The sequence below is a fragment of the Variovorax xiamenensis genome (assembly GCF_050916385.1).
In the GTDB taxonomy this organism is placed as follows: Bacteria; Pseudomonadota; Gammaproteobacteria; order Burkholderiales; family Burkholderiaceae_C; genus Variovorax.
In genome coordinates this window covers 437,499-453,389 of record NZ_CP139038.1, presented here as the reverse complement: position 1 = coordinate 453,389, position 15,891 = coordinate 437,499, and the positions used below count along the sequence as shown (strand labels likewise).

General features: G+C 68.4%; 17 protein-coding genes. 10 read left to right on the top strand and 7 right to left on the bottom strand.

From position 1 onward, the window contains the following. Positions 1–2: 2 nt before the first annotated feature. Both SFB74_RS01930 and SFB74_RS01925 read left to right on the top strand, forming a co-directional pair. Complete coding sequence (locus SFB74_RS01930) at positions 3–1,199, top strand: ATP-binding protein (RefSeq protein ID WP_432728980.1); 1,197 nt, start codon at positions 3–5, stop codon at positions 1,197–1,199. 150 nt (positions 1,200–1,349) lie between these two features. After that, a complete protein-coding gene (locus SFB74_RS01925) occupies positions 1,350–2,621 on the top strand; it encodes an O-antigen ligase family protein (RefSeq protein ID WP_432728979.1) in 1,272 nt (423 codons plus the stop codon). 47 nt (positions 2,622–2,668) lie between these two features. Here SFB74_RS01925 and SFB74_RS01920 read toward each other — a convergent pair whose 3' ends face one another. Both SFB74_RS01920 and SFB74_RS01915 read right to left on the bottom strand, forming a co-directional pair. After that, complete coding sequence (locus SFB74_RS01920) at positions 2,669–2,878, bottom strand: zinc-finger domain-containing protein (RefSeq protein WP_093206858.1); 210 nt, start codon at positions 2,876–2,878, stop codon at positions 2,669–2,671. A gap of 14 nt (positions 2,879–2,892) precedes the next feature. Next, positions 2,893–3,846 (bottom strand): branched-chain amino acid transaminase, encoded by a 954-nt coding sequence (locus tag SFB74_RS01915; protein WP_432728978.1) that lies wholly within the window; start codon positions 3,844–3,846, stop codon positions 2,893–2,895. Between the two features lie 134 nt (positions 3,847–3,980). On the opposite strand from SFB74_RS01915, the gene SFB74_RS01910 reads away from it, so the two are divergent. Next, positions 3,981–4,970 carry a recombination-associated protein RdgC gene (locus SFB74_RS01910; RefSeq protein ID WP_432728977.1) on the top strand — a complete coding sequence of 330 codons (990 nt, stop codon included), beginning with the start codon at positions 3,981–3,983 and terminating at the stop codon, positions 4,968–4,970. A gap of 12 nt (positions 4,971–4,982) precedes the next feature. Here the strand turns inward: SFB74_RS01910 and SFB74_RS01905 are convergent, their stop codons facing one another. Together SFB74_RS01905 and SFB74_RS01900 are read right to left on the bottom strand one after the other, a co-directional pair. Further along, complete coding sequence (locus SFB74_RS01905) at positions 4,983–6,194, bottom strand: M20 aminoacylase family protein (protein WP_432728976.1); 1,212 nt, start codon at positions 6,192–6,194, stop codon at positions 4,983–4,985. A 32-nt stretch (positions 6,195–6,226) separates the two neighbouring features. After that, on the bottom strand, positions 6,227–7,555 hold the full coding sequence (locus SFB74_RS01900) for an MFS transporter (RefSeq protein WP_432728975.1): 1,329 nt from the start codon (positions 7,553–7,555) through the stop codon (positions 6,227–6,229). A 202-nt stretch (positions 7,556–7,757) separates the two neighbouring features. Here SFB74_RS01900 and SFB74_RS01895 point away from each other — a divergent pair, with 202 nt between their 5' ends. Next, positions 7,758–8,702, top strand: a complete 945-nt coding sequence (locus tag SFB74_RS01895; RefSeq protein WP_432728974.1) for a LysR family transcriptional regulator — start codon at positions 7,758–7,760, stop codon at positions 8,700–8,702. On the opposite strand, the gene SFB74_RS01890 is transcribed toward SFB74_RS01895, so the two are convergent. Continuing rightward, positions 8,699–9,136 carry a glycerate kinase gene (locus SFB74_RS01890; RefSeq protein ID WP_432728973.1) on the bottom strand — a complete coding sequence of 146 codons (438 nt, stop codon included), beginning with the start codon at positions 9,134–9,136 and terminating at the stop codon, positions 8,699–8,701. The genes SFB74_RS01895 and SFB74_RS01890 overlap by 4 nt on opposite strands. 150 nt (positions 9,137–9,286) lie before the next feature. On the opposite strand from SFB74_RS01890, the gene SFB74_RS01885 reads away from it, so the two are divergent. Next, positions 9,287–9,742, top strand: a complete 456-nt coding sequence (locus SFB74_RS01885; protein ID WP_176665731.1) for a hypothetical protein — start codon at positions 9,287–9,289, stop codon at positions 9,740–9,742. A 75-nt stretch (positions 9,743–9,817) separates the two neighbouring features. On the opposite strand, the gene radA is transcribed toward SFB74_RS01885, so the two are convergent. Further along, positions 9,818–11,209, bottom strand: a complete 1,392-nt coding sequence (radA, locus tag SFB74_RS01880) for a DNA repair protein RadA (protein ID WP_432728972.1) — start codon at positions 11,207–11,209, stop codon at positions 9,818–9,820. A 34-nt stretch (positions 11,210–11,243) separates the two neighbouring features. Further along, a complete protein-coding gene (locus tag SFB74_RS01875; RefSeq protein WP_432728971.1) occupies positions 11,244–12,254 on the bottom strand; it encodes a Bug family tripartite tricarboxylate transporter substrate binding protein in 1,011 nt (336 codons plus the stop codon). A gap of 106 nt (positions 12,255–12,360) precedes the next feature. On the opposite strand from SFB74_RS01875, the gene SFB74_RS01870 reads away from it, so the two are divergent. From SFB74_RS01870 to SFB74_RS01850, 5 genes are all read left to right on the top strand, one after another. Further along, the gene (locus SFB74_RS01870) at positions 12,361–12,873 is read left to right on the top strand and encodes a MarR family winged helix-turn-helix transcriptional regulator (RefSeq protein WP_432728970.1); all 513 of its coding nucleotides are present in this window, start codon (positions 12,361–12,363) and stop codon (positions 12,871–12,873) included. A gap of 127 nt (positions 12,874–13,000) precedes the next feature. Next, on the top strand, positions 13,001–13,438 hold the full coding sequence (gene hpaR, locus SFB74_RS01865; protein ID WP_093206842.1) for a homoprotocatechuate degradation operon regulator HpaR: 438 nt from the start codon (positions 13,001–13,003) through the stop codon (positions 13,436–13,438). Beyond that, entirely contained in the window at positions 13,435–14,073 is a 639-nt protein-coding gene (locus SFB74_RS01860) for a fumarylacetoacetate hydrolase family protein (protein ID WP_432728968.1), read from the top strand. Before hpaR ends, SFB74_RS01860 begins: the two co-directional genes overlap by 4 nt. Continuing rightward, positions 14,070–14,840 carry a fumarylacetoacetate hydrolase family protein gene (locus SFB74_RS01855; protein WP_432728966.1) on the top strand — a complete coding sequence of 257 codons (771 nt, stop codon included), beginning with the start codon at positions 14,070–14,072 and terminating at the stop codon, positions 14,838–14,840. The genes SFB74_RS01860 and SFB74_RS01855 overlap by 4 nt, the downstream gene beginning before the upstream one ends. Before the next feature lie 69 nt (positions 14,841–14,909). Then, entirely contained in the window at positions 14,910–15,890 is a 981-nt protein-coding gene (locus SFB74_RS01850) for a Bug family tripartite tricarboxylate transporter substrate binding protein (RefSeq protein WP_432728965.1), read from the top strand. The last annotated feature ends 1 nt before the right edge of the window (position 15,891 follow it).

The following is a 15,891-nucleotide window of genomic DNA, read 5'->3' as shown; positions in this document are numbered from 1 at the left end:
ACATGCTGAATCTCTATTCGCGCCATCTCTACGTCCGCATCTGGCTCGCGGTGGTGGGCGGCGTCGTGATCCTCACGCTGATGGCCAACTGGATCGTGCGCGAGGCCGCCGAGGCCGAGCGCGAGCGGCTGGCGCCTGTGCCGCGCAACGTGGTGGTGCTCGACGCGCAGGACAAGCCGATCGGCGCGGGCACCGCCCTGCGCGTGCCGGGCCAGGGCCTGGAGTTCGATGTGACGCTCAGCGACGGCAAGGCCATCACGCTGCGCGTGGCGCCGCGCGAGCGCCCTACCGGCACCGGTGGCTTCGCGCCGTGGCGCACGCCCTTCGGGCTGGGCTGGATGATCGCGCTGGTGGGCGTGGCGGTGGCACTGGGCGTGTACCCGATCGTGCGGCGCATCACGCAGCGGCTGGAATCGCTGCAACGCGGCGTGCAGCGCTGGGGCGAGGGCGATCTCTCGGTGCGCGTGACAGAAGAAGGGCAGGACGAAGTGGCTGATCTATCCAAACGATTCAATGCGTCGGCCGAACGCATCGAGCAGCTGGTGCGTTCGCACAAGTCGCTGCTGGCCAACGCCTCGCACGAGCTGCGCTCGCCGCTCACCCGCATCCGCATGGGCCTGGAGCTGATGGGCGAGCACCCGAGCCAGTCGGCGCGCGAGGAGATCTCGCGCAACATCGGCGAGCTCGACCAGCTCATCGACGAGATCCTGCTGGCCAGCCGGCTCGACGCGAGCGAGGCCGACATGGGCACCATCGAGCCGGTCGACCTGACCGGCCTGGCGGCCGAGGAATGCTCGCAGGTCAACGCCGAGCTCGACCTTGCAGACGGCACCGACAACGCCACGCTCACCGTGCCGGGCGTGTCGCGCCTGCTGCGCCGGGCCATCCGCAACCTGCTGGAGAACGCACGCCGCTACGGCGCCGGCGAGATCGCGGTGGAACTGGGCAGTGCCAACGGCTACGCCACCGTGCGCGTGAACGACCGCGGGCCGGGCGTGCCGCCCGCACTGCGCGAACGCATCTTCGAGCCCTTCTACCGCCTGCCCGGCGCCAGCGAGCGCAACGGCGGCGTGGGCTTGGGACTGGCGCTGGTGAAGTCGATCGCCGAACGGCACGGCGGCACCGTGCGCTGCGAAGACCGCCCCGGTGGCGGCGCGAGCTTCGTGATCCGCCTGCCGGCGGCCGCGCGCAGCCACTGACACCGCCCCCCGCGGGGATGCCGCGGAACCGGCTTTGCCGGGCCGCAGGCATCGCCCCCGGCGAGGGGGTTGGCGAAGCGACACGAAGTGCGCGAAGCCTGGGGGAGAAGTCAGGTCAGCTCCAAGATGCCAACCTAAAATCCCGCCCCTATGCAGAGATCGCACATCGTTCGGCCCGCGGCCATGTTCTGGGGGCTGGTGGTGTTCATGCCGGTCGGCGTCACCTATCTTTCGGCCATCCTGCTGCTGCTCACCATGCTGGTGGCCGGCGGCCTGGGCGAGCGCTATGCGCGGCTGCGCGCCAACCCGCTGTGGTGGCCGGTGGTGGCCTACTTCGCCTGGACCCTCATCGTGCTGGCCATCGGGCAGCACTACCCCGAGACCGGCTCCAACCTGTTCCACGGCATACGCATCGGCCTCACGATACTGATGGCGATGGCGCTCTCGCGCGAGGAAGCGATATGGGCGCTGCGCGGCTTCCTGCTGGTGGCCGCGCTGAACATCGTGCTGGTCGTCGTCTTCTACGCGGTCGGCGGCTTCAACATCTGGTCGCCGCTGCGCGCGGTGGTGATGGAAGTGGGCAACAAGTCGATCAGCAACGCGCTGCTCTTCAGCGTGGTGGCCTCCACCGCCGCGGTGTGGGGCATCGCGCAGATCGCCGCGCACAAGCCGCTGCGCGCCATTCCGGCCTTCGTGCTGATGCTCGGGCTGGGCCTGGTGGTGGCGCTGCCGCTGACCTCGCGCACCTCGGTGCTCGCGCTGCTGCTGGTGATTCCGGTGGTGTGCATCCACCAGTGGCGCAGCCACCTGAAGATGCTGGTGGGCGCGCTGGTGCTGGGTGCCGTGGTGATGGGCGCCGGGCTCTACCAGCTGCCGCAGCTGCAGCACAAGGTCGAAGTCGGCGTGCAGGAAATCGAGGAGGCTCAGGCCGGCGCGGTCTTCAAGGGCAGCTGGGCCATCCGCTACTACATGTACCGCGACACCGGCCTCATGATCGCCGACCGTCCGCTCACCGGCTGGGGCATAGGCGGCTGGACCGACCAGTGGCACAAGCGCGGCCCGGCGCTCCTCGCCGACTCGAACATGCCGCACAACGACTTCCTGTGGGTCGGCGCGCAAGGCGGCCTGCCTGCCCTGCTGAGCCTGCTCGTCATCATGGTCGCCGCCGTCTGGCAGGCATGGAAGCGGCCCGACATCGCGGGCCGCTATGCGCTGGCGGCGACGCTGATCGCGCTGATCGCCTCGAGCGTGAACTCGGCCATGCGCGACGCGCAGATCGGCCTGGCGCTGCTCTTCATCTCGATGGTCTACCTGCGGCTCGCGCAGGAGAAGAACGACCCGGCCCCGTGGCGCGGCCTGCTGCCATCGCGCTTGAAGAGCCTGGAAAGCCTGGAAAAAGACCCCGCCCGCCCGGCTGCCTGAAGAGGCATCGGACGGCCGGGGCCGTTCGGTTCAGCGGCCTGCCTTGGTCAGTGCCGCGACGACACCACTTCGCCAGCCTTCAGCCGGTACACCGTGCCGCAATACGGGCACTTGGCCTCGCCGGTGCGCGCCACGTCGAGGTAGACCTTCGGGTGGCTGTTCCAGAGCTTCATGTCGGCCTTGGGACTGGGGCAGAACACGCCGCCCTGATGATTGAGCTCCTTGGCCAGGAGTTCGACTACTGCATTGGTGGACATGGGTTCTCTTCTTCTCAGACTTTCGTGAGCCAGTGTGCGTACTTGGGATTCTTGCCGTTCACGATGTCGAAGAAGGCCGCCTGGATCTTCTCGGTGATCGGGCCACGGGCACCGCCGTCGCCGCGGTTGCCGATCTCGACGCGGTCGAGTTCGCGGATGGGCGTGACTTCGGCTGCCGTGCCGGTGAAGAAGGCTTCGTCGGCGATGTAGACCTCGTCGCGCGTGATGCGCTTCTGCACCAGTTCGAGGCCCAGGTCCTTGCACACGTGCAGGATGGTGTTGCGGGTGATGCCGTTGAGCGCGCCGGCCGACAGGTCGGGCGTGTAGATCACGCCGCCCTTGACCACGAAGATGTTCTCGCCCGCGCCTTCCGACACGAAACCGCTCGCGTCGAGCAGCAGCGCCTCGTCGTAGCCGTCGTCCAGCGCTTCCATGTTGGCCAGGATCGAGTTGGTGTAGTTGCTCACCGTCTTGGCCTGCGTCATCGTGATGTTGACGTGGTGGCGGGTGTAGCTGGAGGTCTTCACGCGGATGCCGCGCTTCATGCCCTCTTCGCCCAGGTAGGCGCCCCAAGACCAGGCCGCGACCATGGCGTGCACCTTGTTGCCCTTGGGGCTCACGCCCAGCTTCTCGGAGCCGATCCAGATCAGCGGACGCAGGTAGCAGCTCTCGAGCTTGTTCTCGCGCACCACTTGCTTCTGGGCCTCGTTGAGCTGCTCCTGCGTGAAGGGGATCTTCATGCGCAGGATCTTGGCGCTGTTGAACAGGCGCTCGGTGTGCTCTGCCAGGCGGAAGATCGACGTGCCGCCGTCGGCCGTCTTGTAGGCGCGCACGCCCTCGAAGGCGCCGCAGCCGTAGTGCAGCGTGTGGCTCAGCACGTGGATCTTGGCGTCGCGCCAGTCCACGAGTTCGCCGTCCATCCAGATCTTGCCGTCACGGTCGTCCAGCGAGGGGGGGATCGAGCTCATTTCCTGATTCCTTTGGGATCGGTGTGGGGGTGCGACAGGAAGGGAAGTCGCAAAAGCTTGCGATTTTACGGCCGAGCCCGGAACGAGGTGCCCGACAATGGCCGGCTGTCCAAACCGTTGGAAAAAGGGTTTCCGTGTCCGTATTCAAGAACGTCATCGTCTATCGCATCGAACCCGCCTGGTCCCAGACACTGGCCGAGGCGGAGGAAGGGCTCGGCAAGCAGCGCTTCGTGCCTTGCGGCCCCTCGCAGGAAAAGTCCGCCGGCTGGATCGAGCCGCGCGGCGAGGCCAACGGCCCGCTGGTGGAGTCCATCGACGGCCAGTGGCTGGTCGAATACATGATCGAGAGCAAGCAGGTCCCCGGCTCGGTGGTGCGCCGCAAGGTCGACGAGCGCTGCGCCCACATCGAGGCCACCACCGGCCGCAAGCCCGGCAAGAAGGAAAAGAAGGAGCTCAAGGAAGACATCACCCTGGAGCTGCTGCCCATGGCCTTCACGCGCAGTGCCCGCGTCACGGTGTGGATCGACAAGGCCGAGAACCGCCTCGTGATCAACAGCGGCAACGCCTCGCGCGCCGACGAAGTGGTCACCAGCCTCGTGAAGTCGCTCGACGGCTTTGCCGTGGCCCTCATCAACACCCAGATCGAGCCCGCGGCCGCCATGGCCAACTGGCTGCTCACGCAGGAGCCACCGGCCGGCTTCACCATCGACCGCGAGTGCGAGCTCAAGGCGAGCGACGACTCCAAGGCCGTGGTGCGCTACGCCAAGCACCCGCTGGACATCGACGAGGTGAAGCAGCACATCACCGACGGCAAGCGCCCCACGCGGCTCGCGCTGACCTGGGACGACCGCGTGTCCTTCGAGCTCACGCACGGCCTGCTGATCCGCAAGATCGCCTTCCTCGAAGGCACGGGCGACGGCGCCGCGGGCGGCAAGAAGGAAGACAACTTCGACGCAGACGTGGCCATCGCCACCGGCGAGCTGGGCCAGTTGGTGCCCGCGCTGCTCGACGCGCTGGGCGGCGAGGCTGCGTTCTCTGCGGCAGCGCCGGACGAAGCGCCGAAGCCTGCTGCCGCCCAAGCCGAGGCTACGGCAGGCGCAGAAACGGAAGACGCACCGTTCTGAGGGCGCCGCGGCTCAGGCAACCAGGTAGGTCTGAGCCAGCCGTACCCAGCAGGCCGCGCCCAGCGGCAGCACTTCGTCGTTGAAGTCGTAGCCGGGGTTGTGCACCATGCAGCCGCCGAACTCGCCCTCCCCATTGCCGAGCAGCAGATAGCAGCCCGGCAGCTCGGAGAGCATCCAGGCGAAGTCCTCGCTGCCCGCGAAGCCCTTCGGCGCCTGCCTGACGACGTTCTCCTCGCCCACCAGCTCGGCGCACACCTGCGCGGCCAGCTGCGTCTCGGCCGCCGTGTTGACCACCGGCGGCACCAGCGCGCGGTAGTCGACTTCGGCCTCCACGCCGTGCGCCTGCGCGGTGAGGCTCACGATCTCGCGGATGCGCTGCTCGACCAGCGCGCGCGTCTCGGGCCTGGCCGCGCGCACGTTCAGGCCCAGCGACACCGACTGCGGAATCACGTTGTGCGTGGCGCCGCCGCGGATGAAGCCCACCGACACCACCGCGATGTCGTCCGGCGCCACGTTGCGCGCCACCACCGTCTGCAGCGCCGTCACCACCGCCGCGGCGGCCGCGACCGGATCGCGTGCGCGGTGCGGCATGGCGCCATGCCCGCCCACGCCCTTGATGGTGACGTCGGCCACGTCGGACGACAGCGTGAGCGGCCCCTCGACCGCCAGCATGGTGCCCACCGGCACGCCCGGTGCGTTGTGCAGCGCGTACACCGCATCGCAGGGGAAGCGCTCGAACAGGCCGTCCTCGATCATCGCGCGCGCGCCGCAGAGGTTTTCTTCGTCGGGCTGGAAGATCAGGTTGAGCGTGCCGTCGAAGTCGCGCGCCTTCGCCAGCGCCTTGGCGGCCGCCAGCAGGATCGCCGTGTGGCCGTCGTGCCCGCAGGCGTGCATGCGCCCGGCGTTGCGGCTCGCGTACGGCAGGCCCGTGGCCTCGGTGATGGGCAGCGCGTCCATGTCGGCGCGGATGCCCAGGCGGCGCGTGCCGCTGCCCAGCTTGAGCTGCGCCACGATGCCGGTGCGGCCGATGCCGGTGTGCACCTCGTAGCCCCAGCTGCGCAGCAGGTTCGCGACCAGCTCGCTGGTGGCGTTCACCTCGAAGCCGAGCTCGGGGTTGGCATGGATCTGCCGGCGGATGTCGACGAAGGCCTGTGTGTCGACGTCGGCCTGCGGCAGCAGGCGCGACAGGAGTCTGGTGGTCTGGGGGCTGAGTTGGCGGGTCATCCGGAGGGCTCTTCTTTCTTCGTCGATGGAGTTCAGGCCGCCTTGCGTTCGCGCAGGCTCAGCAGCGCGCAGAGGCTCAGCACGCCGCAGACCATCATGTAGAACGCGGGCGACATCGGGTTGCCGGTCTTCGCGAGCAGCCATGTCACGATGAACTGCGAGGAGCCGCCGAACACCGTCACGCCCACGCTGTAGATCACCGAGATGCCGCTGGCGCGCACGCCGGCGGGCAGCATCTCCAGCAGCATCAGGAACATCGGCGTGGTGCCGATGTTCACGCTCGCGGTGAGCAGCGCCGACAGGCACAGCACCAGCGGCACGCTCGGGTACTGGCCGATGAGCCAGAACACCGGGTACACCGCGATCACGCTGAAGAGCAGCGAGCCGATCACCAGCGGCTTGCGGTTCGGCAGCCGGTCGGCGAGCCGCCCCGCGACGAGCGACACCGCGAAAAGCGTGATGCCAGTGACGCAGCCCGACAGCAGCGAAAGCGACGGCGGCATGTGCAGCACGCGGATCATGTAGGTGGGCATGAAGAACACCACGAGGTACATCGTCGCGGTGCCGGCCGTGGTGGCCAGGATGCCCTTGAGCACCAGCCCGCCGTGCTCGCGCAGCAGCCGGCCGATGGGGCTGGATTCGTGGCTCTCGGCAACATGCGTTTCCTCGAGGTGGGCACGGATGTAGAGGCCCACGGGCGCGATCAGCAGCCCGAGCAGGAACGGCAGGCGCCAGCCCCAGCTCTCCAGCGAGGCCTGCGGCAGCGCGGCATACAGCGCCGCCCCGGTGAGCGCGCCCAGCAGCGCCGAAACACCCTGGCTCGCGAGCTGCCAGCTCACGCGAAAACCGCGCCCCTTCACGCCACCCGCCTCCATCAGCATCGACGTGGCCGCGCCCACCTCGCCGCCGAGCGAGAAGCCCTGCAGCAGGCGGCCCGCGAGGATCATCAGCGAGCCGAAGACGCCGGCCGACGCGTACGGCGGCGCGAGCGCGATGCACAGCGTGCCGAGCACCATGAGGCCGATGGTCAGCGTCATCGCGGCCTTGCGGCCCTTGCGGTCGGCGTAGTTGCCGATGATCACGCCGCCCAGCGGACGCATCACGAAGCCGATGCCGAAGGTGGCCACTGCCAGCAGCAGCGAGCCGTAGGGGCTGTCGGAGGGGAAGAACAGCTTGCCGATCAGCAGCGAGAAGAAGCTGTAGACCGTGAAGTCGTACATCTCCAGCGCATTGCCCAGCGAGCAGGCGGCGATCAGGCGGAACTGGCTCTGCTTTCCCTTGCCCTGCGTGGCATGGGGCGCATGGGCGGTGGCTGCTGAAGAGCCTCCGATCGGGCTTGCGGGCAATGCGGCTTCGCTCATCTAATGTCACTCCACGTACAGGTTGCGGGGGGCCTCTGCATAACCCTGGGGCCCGTTCGCGGCGGAGTATTCAGGCAAAGCGCTGCGGCGAAGAATCACAAATTTTCATGCTGATAACCAAACGGCATCCCCGTCATAAAGAGGCTCCGGAAGCCATCGGGACAAGCCCCAACACGCCTCCTTTCGCTGGATCGGCACCACGATGAAGCTGCAACAGTTGCGCGTCCTGCTGGCGGTGGCGCAGCACGGCAGCATCCACGAGGCGTCGCGCAGCCTGCACACCACGCAGCCGGCGCTGTCGAAGACCATCTCGGAGCTGGAGCGCGAACTCGGCGTGACGCTGATGTCGCGCTCCACGCGCGGCGTGAGCCTCACGGCCTACGGCACGGCGCTGGTCAAGCGCGCGAGCGTGGTCGAGCAGGAACTGCGGCACGCGCTGGAAGACATCGAAGCGATACGCGGGCACGACGAGGCGCAGCTGAACATCGGCTTCACCGCCGTGGCGTCGAGCGGGCCGCTGCCCGATGCGATGGCGTCGTTTCGCAGGCGCTTTCCCAACGTGGCGCTGCGCGGCTTCGAGCTGCGGCCGCAGCAGATCTTCGAGGGACTGCGCGAGGGCCGGCTCGACCTGGGGCTGGTCTCCACCTGCAACGGGCCGGGCACCAACGCCTTTCAATGGGAGCCGCTGTTCTCGGTGGCCATGCACCTGTCGGTGCGCGCCGGCCATCCGCTGCGGCGCGTGCGCAGGCTGCAGCCGCTGGTGGACGCCGACTGGCTGGTGCTCGACCCCATCGACGACGCAGGCAGCCCGCTGGTGAGCACGATGAACATGCACGGGCTGGAGATGCCCAAGCGCATGGTGCAGAGCGCGTCGAACCTGCTGGGCCTGCAACTGGCCACGCAGACCGACCTGATCAGCATGTGGTCGGACTTCGTGTTCCACGGCGCGGGGCCGCTGCGGCTGCAGCCGCATCTGCTGGAGAAGCTGCCGATCACCGACGAATTGCCGGACTTCGACGTGTTCCTGGTCTACCGTTCGGCCGACCTGATGACGCACGCATGCGCCGAATTCGCGAAGGAGGCTCGCCACCAGGCGAAGACGAATCCGCCCTGGCGGCAGCCCCGGCGCAAGGGGAGCGCGGCCTAGGCCGCCGTGTCGTTGTTGCCTTCGTCGTCAGCCGGTGTTTCCGGGCGCGTCATCGTCCAGCTCTGCAGCTTGCCGCCGTTGAAGACGGTGTCGACGTACGAGCCGCCGCCGTCGGTCCAGCGGTAGTGCTCGGGCTGCTCGTCCTTGGGCGAGCGCAGTTCGCCGAGGGCGCGCGTCATCGCGATCACGTGCATGAGCGTCACGCCCGGCTTGAGCTTGGCGTTGAGCATCACCGCGCTGGCCACGTAGCCCACGGGCCGCTCTGCCGCCCGCTTGAGCACCTGCATGGCGCGGTTGAAGTGCAGCAGCAGGAACATCACGATCGCGCCGCCGGCCAGGGCGACACCGCCCCATCCACCCGCGCGCCAGGCCAGCGCCATGACGACGATGGCGCCCAGAGGCAATAGAAAGTTCTTGAAATTCATGGCGCGCATTGTCGCCGCCCCTCGAGTGCCCCTTCGAAGTAGCCACCCCGACTACCGCAAGGGGCGAAAAACGGTACTCGGCCCCAAAAGCACTTTGCGCGGGCGCATCGGCTGGCACATTTCGCCGCACGGGCATCTGCCCGGGCCACCGAAAAGCGTATGACCATTCCGCGCTCCGTCACATTCGTTCGTCTCACCCTCGCCGCCACGCTCACGGCCGCCGCACTCAGCGGCTGTTATGTCGTGCCGCTCGGGCAACCCGCTCCGGCAGCGCCGCCTTCGCAGGCCTACGCCGTCGCACCGGGCCCGGTCGCACAGACCTTCAACGCGCGGCTGTACCCGTCGAATGCCGAAGCCTCGCGCTACGGCGTCGTCGCCGGCACCGTGACCAACGACATGAACGGCCGCGGCCACTTCAACGCACAGATCGGCGGTGAACAGTTTCAGGGAGAGGCAACCCGGGTCGCCGGCTCGCGTGCCAACGGCGTGGCGAACGCCACGGGCAGCCGCGGCGGCAACCTGAGTTGCCAGTACTCGATGAACTCGGCCACGCTGGGCAGCGGCCAATGCGTACTCAACAGCGGACCGGCGTTCACGATGCACATCGGGGGATAGGGAGGGTAGGCCCGGTGCGCCAGCGTGCGCGCCGGGTCATTTTTTCCTGATGCGCAGATCCGGCTGAAGACCGGATCAGTCGAGGCGGCGGACCACGTCCATCGCCTCCTCGATGCGATCCACCGCATGGATCGTCAGCCCTTCGATTTCCTTCGCGCCCTTCTTGGGCGCGTTCGCCTTTGGAACCACCGCCACGCTGAAGCCCAGCTTGGCGGCCTCGCGCAGGCGCTCCTGTCCGCGCGGCGCGGGGCGCACCTCGCCGGCCAGGCCCACTTCACCGAATGCAATGAAGCCCTTGGGCATCGGCTTGCCGCGCAGGCTGGAGGTGATGGCCAGCATCACCGCCAGGTCGGCCGCGGGCTCGCTGATGCGCACGCCGCCCACCGCGTTCACGAACACGTCCTGGTCCATGCAGGCCACGCCCGCATGGCGGTGCAGCACCGCCAGCAGCATCGCGAGGCGGTCGCGGTCCAGGCCCACAGAGAGGCGGCGCGGGCTCGGGCCGCCGTTGTCGACCAGCGCCTGGATTTCCACCAGCATCGGCCGCGTGCCTTCGAGCGTCACCAGCACCACGCTGCCCGGCACCGGCTCGGCGTGCTGGCTCAGGAAGATCGCGCTCGGGTTGGTCACGCCCTTCAGGCCGCGCTCGGTCATCGCGAACACGCCGATCTCGTTGACCGCGCCGAAGCGGTTCTTGATGGCGCGCACGAGGCGGAAGCTCGAATGCGTGTCGCCCTCGAAGTACAGCACCGTGTCGACCATGTGCTCGAGCACGCGCGGACCGGCGAGCGCGCCCTCCTTCGTCACGTGGCCCACCAGCACCACGGCCGTGCCGCTGGTCTTGGCGAAGCGCGTGAGATGCGCGGCGCACTCGCGCACCTGTGCCACCGAACCCGGGGCCGAGGTGAGCTGGTCGGAGTACACGGTCTGGATCGAGTCGATCACCGCGATGGCCGGGCGCGTGGCGTCGAGCGTGGCGATGATCTTCTCCAGCTGGATCTCGGCCAGCACCTGCACCTGCGAGTGGTCGAGGCCCAGACGCCTGGAGCGCAGCGCCACCTGGGAGCCGCTTTCCTCGCCGGTGACGTAAAGAGCGTTCTGCCCCGCATGCTGCAGCGCATCGACCGCCTGCAGCAGCAGCGTCGACTTGCCGATGCCCGGGTCGCCGCCGATCAGCGTGACGCCGCCCGAGACGATGCCGCCGCCCAGCACGCGGTCGAGCTCGTCGATGCCTGTGGGGGTGCGCGCGACGTCGGTCGCCTCGATCTCGGAAAGCGTCGCGAGCTCCGATGCGCCCGCGAGCGAGGCGAACTGGGTGCCGAAGCGGTTGTTGGCGGGCCCGCTGCCCGCGCCCGCCACCTGCTCGATGAGTGTGTTCCACGCGCCGCAGCTCGGGCATTTGCCCAGCCACTTCGGGCTGGTGCCGCCGCATTCGCTGCAGACGAAAAGTGATTTGTCCTTGGCCATCCTTCGAGTTTAGGTGGCCGGGCGCGCTGCCTCCTCAGTCGTTCGCCTGGAAGTTCACCGCCTTCATGATCGCCGCCCAGCGCGCCGCGTCCTCGCGCATCGTCTTCAACAGCGCCTCGGGGCCGTCGCCCACCGGGTACATGCCGTTCTGCAGCAGTTGCTGGCGCACCTCGCGCGAGTTCACGGCACGCGTGAATTCGGCGCGCAGCTGGTCGAGCACCGGCTTCGGCGTTTTCAATGGCGCGTAGTAGGCGAACCATGCGGTCGCCACCACGTCCTTCAGACCGCCTTCGACGAAGGTGGGCACGCTGGGCATCAGCGGCGAGCGCTTCTCGCCGCTGGTGGCGATCACCTTGACGCGGCCGCCCGGCAGCATCTGCAGCGCGCCGCCCACGGTGTCGAAGTAGGCCGGCACGGTGCCACCCATCACGTCCTGGCGCGCCGGGGTGGAGCCGCGATAGGGCACGTGCACCATCGACAGCCCCGCCGCGCGGCTGAGCATCTCGCCGAGAAAGTGCGAGGGCGTGCCCGCGCCGTACGACGCGAAGCTCGCGCCGCCCGGCTGCTTTTTCGCCCATGCGATGAACTCGGAGAGCGTGTTGGCCGGCACGTCCTTGTGCACCACCAGCGCGAGCTCGAAGCGCGCCGCGTTGATGATGGGCTGGAAGTCCTTGATCGGGTCGTACGACAGGTTCCTGTAGGCGCTCGGGAACATGGTCATCATGCTGGCGGTGCCCAGCAGCAGCGTGTGGCCGTCGGGCGCGGCGGTCTTCACCGCTTCCACCGCGATGCGCCCGGCGGCGCCGGAGCGGTTGTCCACGATGAGCGGGCCGAGCGACTCGCGCACTTCCTGGGCGATGGCGCGCGTGAGCACGTCCTGCGTGCCGCCGGCGGGCACGCCGATCAGCACTCGGATGGGGGTTCCGGGCGCAATGGCCGGCTGCGCCTGCACGGTTGCGGCCAGCGGCGCGAGGGCCATGCCGCCGAGCACGGCCAGCGCGCGGCGGCGACCTGGCTGGTACAGGAACTGCGGGTCTGTCGTCATCTGTCTCGTCTCCGTTCTCTTCCGCCAGTGCGGCGCGATGGGTCGCGGCCACTGTAGAGCGCCGACAATTGGTTCATCTAATCAATCATCGCCCGGGCAAACCCCTATGCCTATGCACGCACCGCCACGCACGCTCGACGACCTGCTGCTCTACCGCACGAGCCGGCTGCTGTCGGTGGCGGGCAGCATGGTGATCCGGCTGTGCGAAGGGCGTTTCGGCATCACGCGGCGCGAATGGCGGCTCATCGCCACGCTGGCGGGCCACGGCGCGCTGGGTTCGTCGCAACTGGCCGAGCATGCGCAGCTCGACAGGGCACGCACGTCGCGCGCAGTGACTTCGCTGGTCGGCAAGGGCCTGGTGTCGCGCGAGCAGCCCGCGGGCGACCGGCGGCACGTGCTTCTCAGCCTCACCGCGCCAGGCAGGAAGCTCCACGCCCAGCTGTACCCGCTGGTGTCGGCCATCAACACCGAACTGCTGGGCGCACTGAAGGCCGACGAAGTGGCGCTGCTCGACGACATGCTGCAGCGCCTGCACGCGCGCGGCGAGGCGATGGTGGCTGCAGCGGCCAACCTGCCCAAGGCCGACCGGCGCCGCCGCGAGCCACCGGTCGCGCGCTGAAGCGCGCAGCTCCCGCGGCGCACGGCTCATCCGTGCATACCCTAGGTTTTCGAATCGATCGGAACAGCCACTAGGAAAGCTTCGACGATTCATTTAACATGTTAAGTAATTTCGGAAGAGACAAGCCTTGAGCACGACATTCACTCATCGCAACTTGCCGCGCCTGCTGCTGCAGGCGCGCGAAGCCGTGATGGCCCACACGCGGCCCAGCCTGCGCGAGCACGCGCTGTCCGACCAGCAATGGCGCGTGCTGCGCGTGCTGGGCGAGCACGGCGCGGTCGACACCGGCCGCGTCGCGCGCGAGGCCTTCATCCTCGGGCCCAGCCTCACCGGCGTGCTCGCGCGCATGGAGCGCGACAACCTCATCACCCGCGCGCGCGATCCGGCCGACCAGCGGCGCACCGTGGTCGAGGCCACGCCGCACGGCATGAAGCTGGTGAAGCGCCTGGGAAGCAGCATCGAGGCGCACTACGACTGGATGGAAAAGTCCCTCGGCAAGGCCAAGCTCGCGCAGCTCTACGGGCTGCTCGACGAACTGATCGCACTGGAGCAACCCTCGCCATGAGCAGCATCACTCCCCATTTCCTGCCCACGGGCACGGTGTACGGCACCCTGCTCAACTTCCGAGCCGAGGCGGAAGCGCTCGCGCCGCAGATGACGCAGCCGCCCTACAAGGCACCGCCGAAGGCCCCCGTTCTCTATGTGAAGACGGCCAACACCTGGAGCCCGCACGGCAGCGCCATCGCCGTGCCCGCCGCGGTGCCCGAAGTGGAAGTCGGCGCGAGCATCGGCATGGTGATCGGCGCCGAGGGCGACGTGGAAGGCTTCGTGCTGATGAACGACCTGTCGATCCCGCACGCGAGCTTCTTCCGCCCGCCGGTCAAGTTCAAGTGCGTCGACGGCTTCCTCGGCATCGGCCCCGTGCTGCGCGATGCGCAGGAAGTGGCCGACCCCGCGAGCTTCCGCGTCGAGGTGCGCATCAACGGCGAACTCAGGCAGTCGCTCGACTTCTCGCAGCTCGTGCGCCCCGCACGGCAACTGCTCGCCGACGTCGGCGAATTCATGACGCTCGCGCACGGCGACGTGCTGATGCTCGGCTGCGGCCCCGGCCGCCCGCTGGCACGCGCGGGAGACCGCATCGACATCTCCGCACCGGGCTTCGAAACCCTGAGCAACACGCTGGCGAAGGAAGTCGCATGAAGCACGCACGCGTCATCTTCGAGGGCCGCGAACACATCGGCACCAGTCACGAATTCAACGGCCAGCCCGACGCCGCCGTGCGGCTGGAAGACGGCCGCGTCGTGCCGCAGGAGCAGCTCGTGTGGCTGCCGCCGCTCGCGCCCACCGCGCGCCCGCGCACCATCCTCGCGCTGGGCCTGAACTACGCCGACCACGCCAAGGAACTCGAGTTCAAGGCACCCGAAGAACCGCTGGTGTTCGTCAAGGGCCAGAGCGCGCTCATCGGCCATCGCCAGCACACGCAGCGCCCGGCCGGCGTGCAGTTCATGCACTACGAATGCGAGCTCGCCATCGTGGTCGGAAAGACCGCGAAGAACGTGAAGCGCGACGACGCCTACGACTTCATCGGCGGCTACACGGTGGCCAACGACTACGCCATCCGCGACTACCTCGAGAACTGGTACCGCCCCAACCTGCGCGTGAAGAACCGCGACACCTGCACGCCGCTGGGCCCGTGGTTCGTGGACGCGGCCGACATCGCCGACCCGATGGCGCTCGCGCTGCGCACCACCGTCAACGGTACGGTCACGCAGCAAGGCAACACGCGCGACATGATCTTCGACGCGCCCTTCCTCATCGAGTACTTCAGCCGCTTCATGACGCTCTCGCCGGGCGACCTGATCCTCACGGGCACGCCTGACGGGGTTGTCGACTGCAAGCCGGGCGACGTGGTCGTCACCGAGATCGAAGGCGTCGGCGCGCTGGTCAACACCATCGCGGCGGCCTGAGCCGGCGCGCTGTCGCAGCGCGCTTTTTCCTTGCCATATCCATAACCAGATCAGCGGAGACAACACGACATGATCACCGGCAGAAAGCTCCTCAAGTTCACCGCAGCCGCATTCGCGCTGGCCGTCTCGGCCACGGCCCTTGCACAGACCGCCTACCCCGCCAAGCCCGTGCGCTGGGTGGTCGGCTACCCGGCCGGCGGCGGCACCGACTTCCTCGCGCGCACCGTGGGCGCGCAGGTCTCGCAGCAGATGGGCCAGCCGGTGCTGGTGGACAACCGCCCCGGAGCGGGCGCGATCATCGCGTCGGAGAACGTCGCGCGCTCGCCGGGCGACGGCTACACCGTGTTCTCCGCCGACAACGGCGTGCTGGTCTACAACCCCGCGCTCTACAAGAAGCTGCCCTACGACGCCGAGAAAGACTTCGCGCTCGTCGGCATGATGGGCCGCTCGCCGCTCATCATCACGGCCGCGCCCAATGCCGGCATCGCCGATGCGAAGGCGCTGCTGGCCGCGCTCAAGGCCTCGCCCGGCAAGTACAGCATCGCGACGCCGGGCACCGGCAGCCCGCATCACCTCGCCTACGAACTGTTCCAGCGCGAGGCCGGCGTATCGATGCTGCACGTGCCCTACAAGGGCGGCGCCCCGGCCCTGCAGGACCTGATGGGCGGACAGGTCGCGCTGATGATGCTCGACCTGCCCAGCGGCGTGAGCGCCGTCAAGGCCGGCAAGGTGATCCCGCTCTTGGCCATGTCGGGCGAGCGCGTGCCGCAGCTGCCCAACGTTCCCACTGCCAAGGAACTCGGCTTCGCCAACGTCGAGGCCTACACATGGCAGGGCCTCGTGACACCCGCGGCCACGCCGAAGGAAGTGCAGGCCAAGCTGGGCAGCGAACTGCAGAAGGCCATGGCCGATGCCGGCGTGAAGCAGAAGCTCTACGACGCCGGCTGGGAGGCACGCCCCGCCGACGCCACCGAAATGACGCGCTACACCGATTCGGAGCGCAAGAAATGGCACGCCCTGATCAAGGCGCGCGACATCAAACTGGACTGAC

Bases quoted from the DNA above. Each gene is read 5' to 3' on its own strand.
- SFB74_RS01925 (WP_432728979.1), top strand. From the start codon at position 1,350: ATGCAGAGATCGCACATCGTTCGGCCCGCGGCCATGTTCTGGGGGCTG.
- SFB74_RS01890 (WP_432728973.1), bottom strand. From the start codon at position 9,136: ATGCGCGCCATGAATTTCAAGAACTTTCTATTGCCTCTGGGCGCCATC.
- SFB74_RS01920 (WP_093206858.1), bottom strand. From the start codon at position 2,878: ATGTCCACCAATGCAGTAGTCGAACTCCTGGCCAAGGAGCTCAATCAT.
- SFB74_RS01895 (WP_432728974.1), top strand. From the start codon at position 7,758: ATGAAGCTGCAACAGTTGCGCGTCCTGCTGGCGGTGGCGCAGCACGGC.
- SFB74_RS01915 (WP_432728978.1), bottom strand. From the start codon at position 3,846: ATGAGCTCGATCCCCCCCTCGCTGGACGACCGTGACGGCAAGATCTGG.
- SFB74_RS01900 (WP_432728975.1), bottom strand. From the start codon at position 7,555: ATGAGCGAAGCCGCATTGCCCGCAAGCCCGATCGGAGGCTCTTCAGCA.
- SFB74_RS01860 (WP_432728968.1), top strand. From the start codon at position 13,435: ATGAGCAGCATCACTCCCCATTTCCTGCCCACGGGCACGGTGTACGGC.
- SFB74_RS01855 (WP_432728966.1), top strand. From the start codon at position 14,070: ATGAAGCACGCACGCGTCATCTTCGAGGGCCGCGAACACATCGGCACC.
- SFB74_RS01850 (WP_432728965.1), top strand. From the start codon at position 14,910: ATGATCACCGGCAGAAAGCTCCTCAAGTTCACCGCAGCCGCATTCGCG.
- radA (WP_432728972.1), bottom strand. From the start codon at position 11,209: ATGGCCAAGGACAAATCACTTTTCGTCTGCAGCGAATGCGGCGGCACC.
- SFB74_RS01870 (WP_432728970.1), top strand. From the start codon at position 12,361: ATGCCTATGCACGCACCGCCACGCACGCTCGACGACCTGCTGCTCTAC.
- SFB74_RS01930 (WP_432728980.1), top strand. From the start codon at position 3: ATGCTGAATCTCTATTCGCGCCATCTCTACGTCCGCATCTGGCTCGCG.
- SFB74_RS01875 (WP_432728971.1), bottom strand. From the start codon at position 12,254: ATGACGACAGACCCGCAGTTCCTGTACCAGCCAGGTCGCCGCCGCGCG.
- SFB74_RS01885 (WP_176665731.1), top strand. From the start codon at position 9,287: ATGACCATTCCGCGCTCCGTCACATTCGTTCGTCTCACCCTCGCCGCC.
- SFB74_RS01905 (WP_432728976.1), bottom strand. From the start codon at position 6,194: ATGACCCGCCAACTCAGCCCCCAGACCACCAGACTCCTGTCGCGCCTG.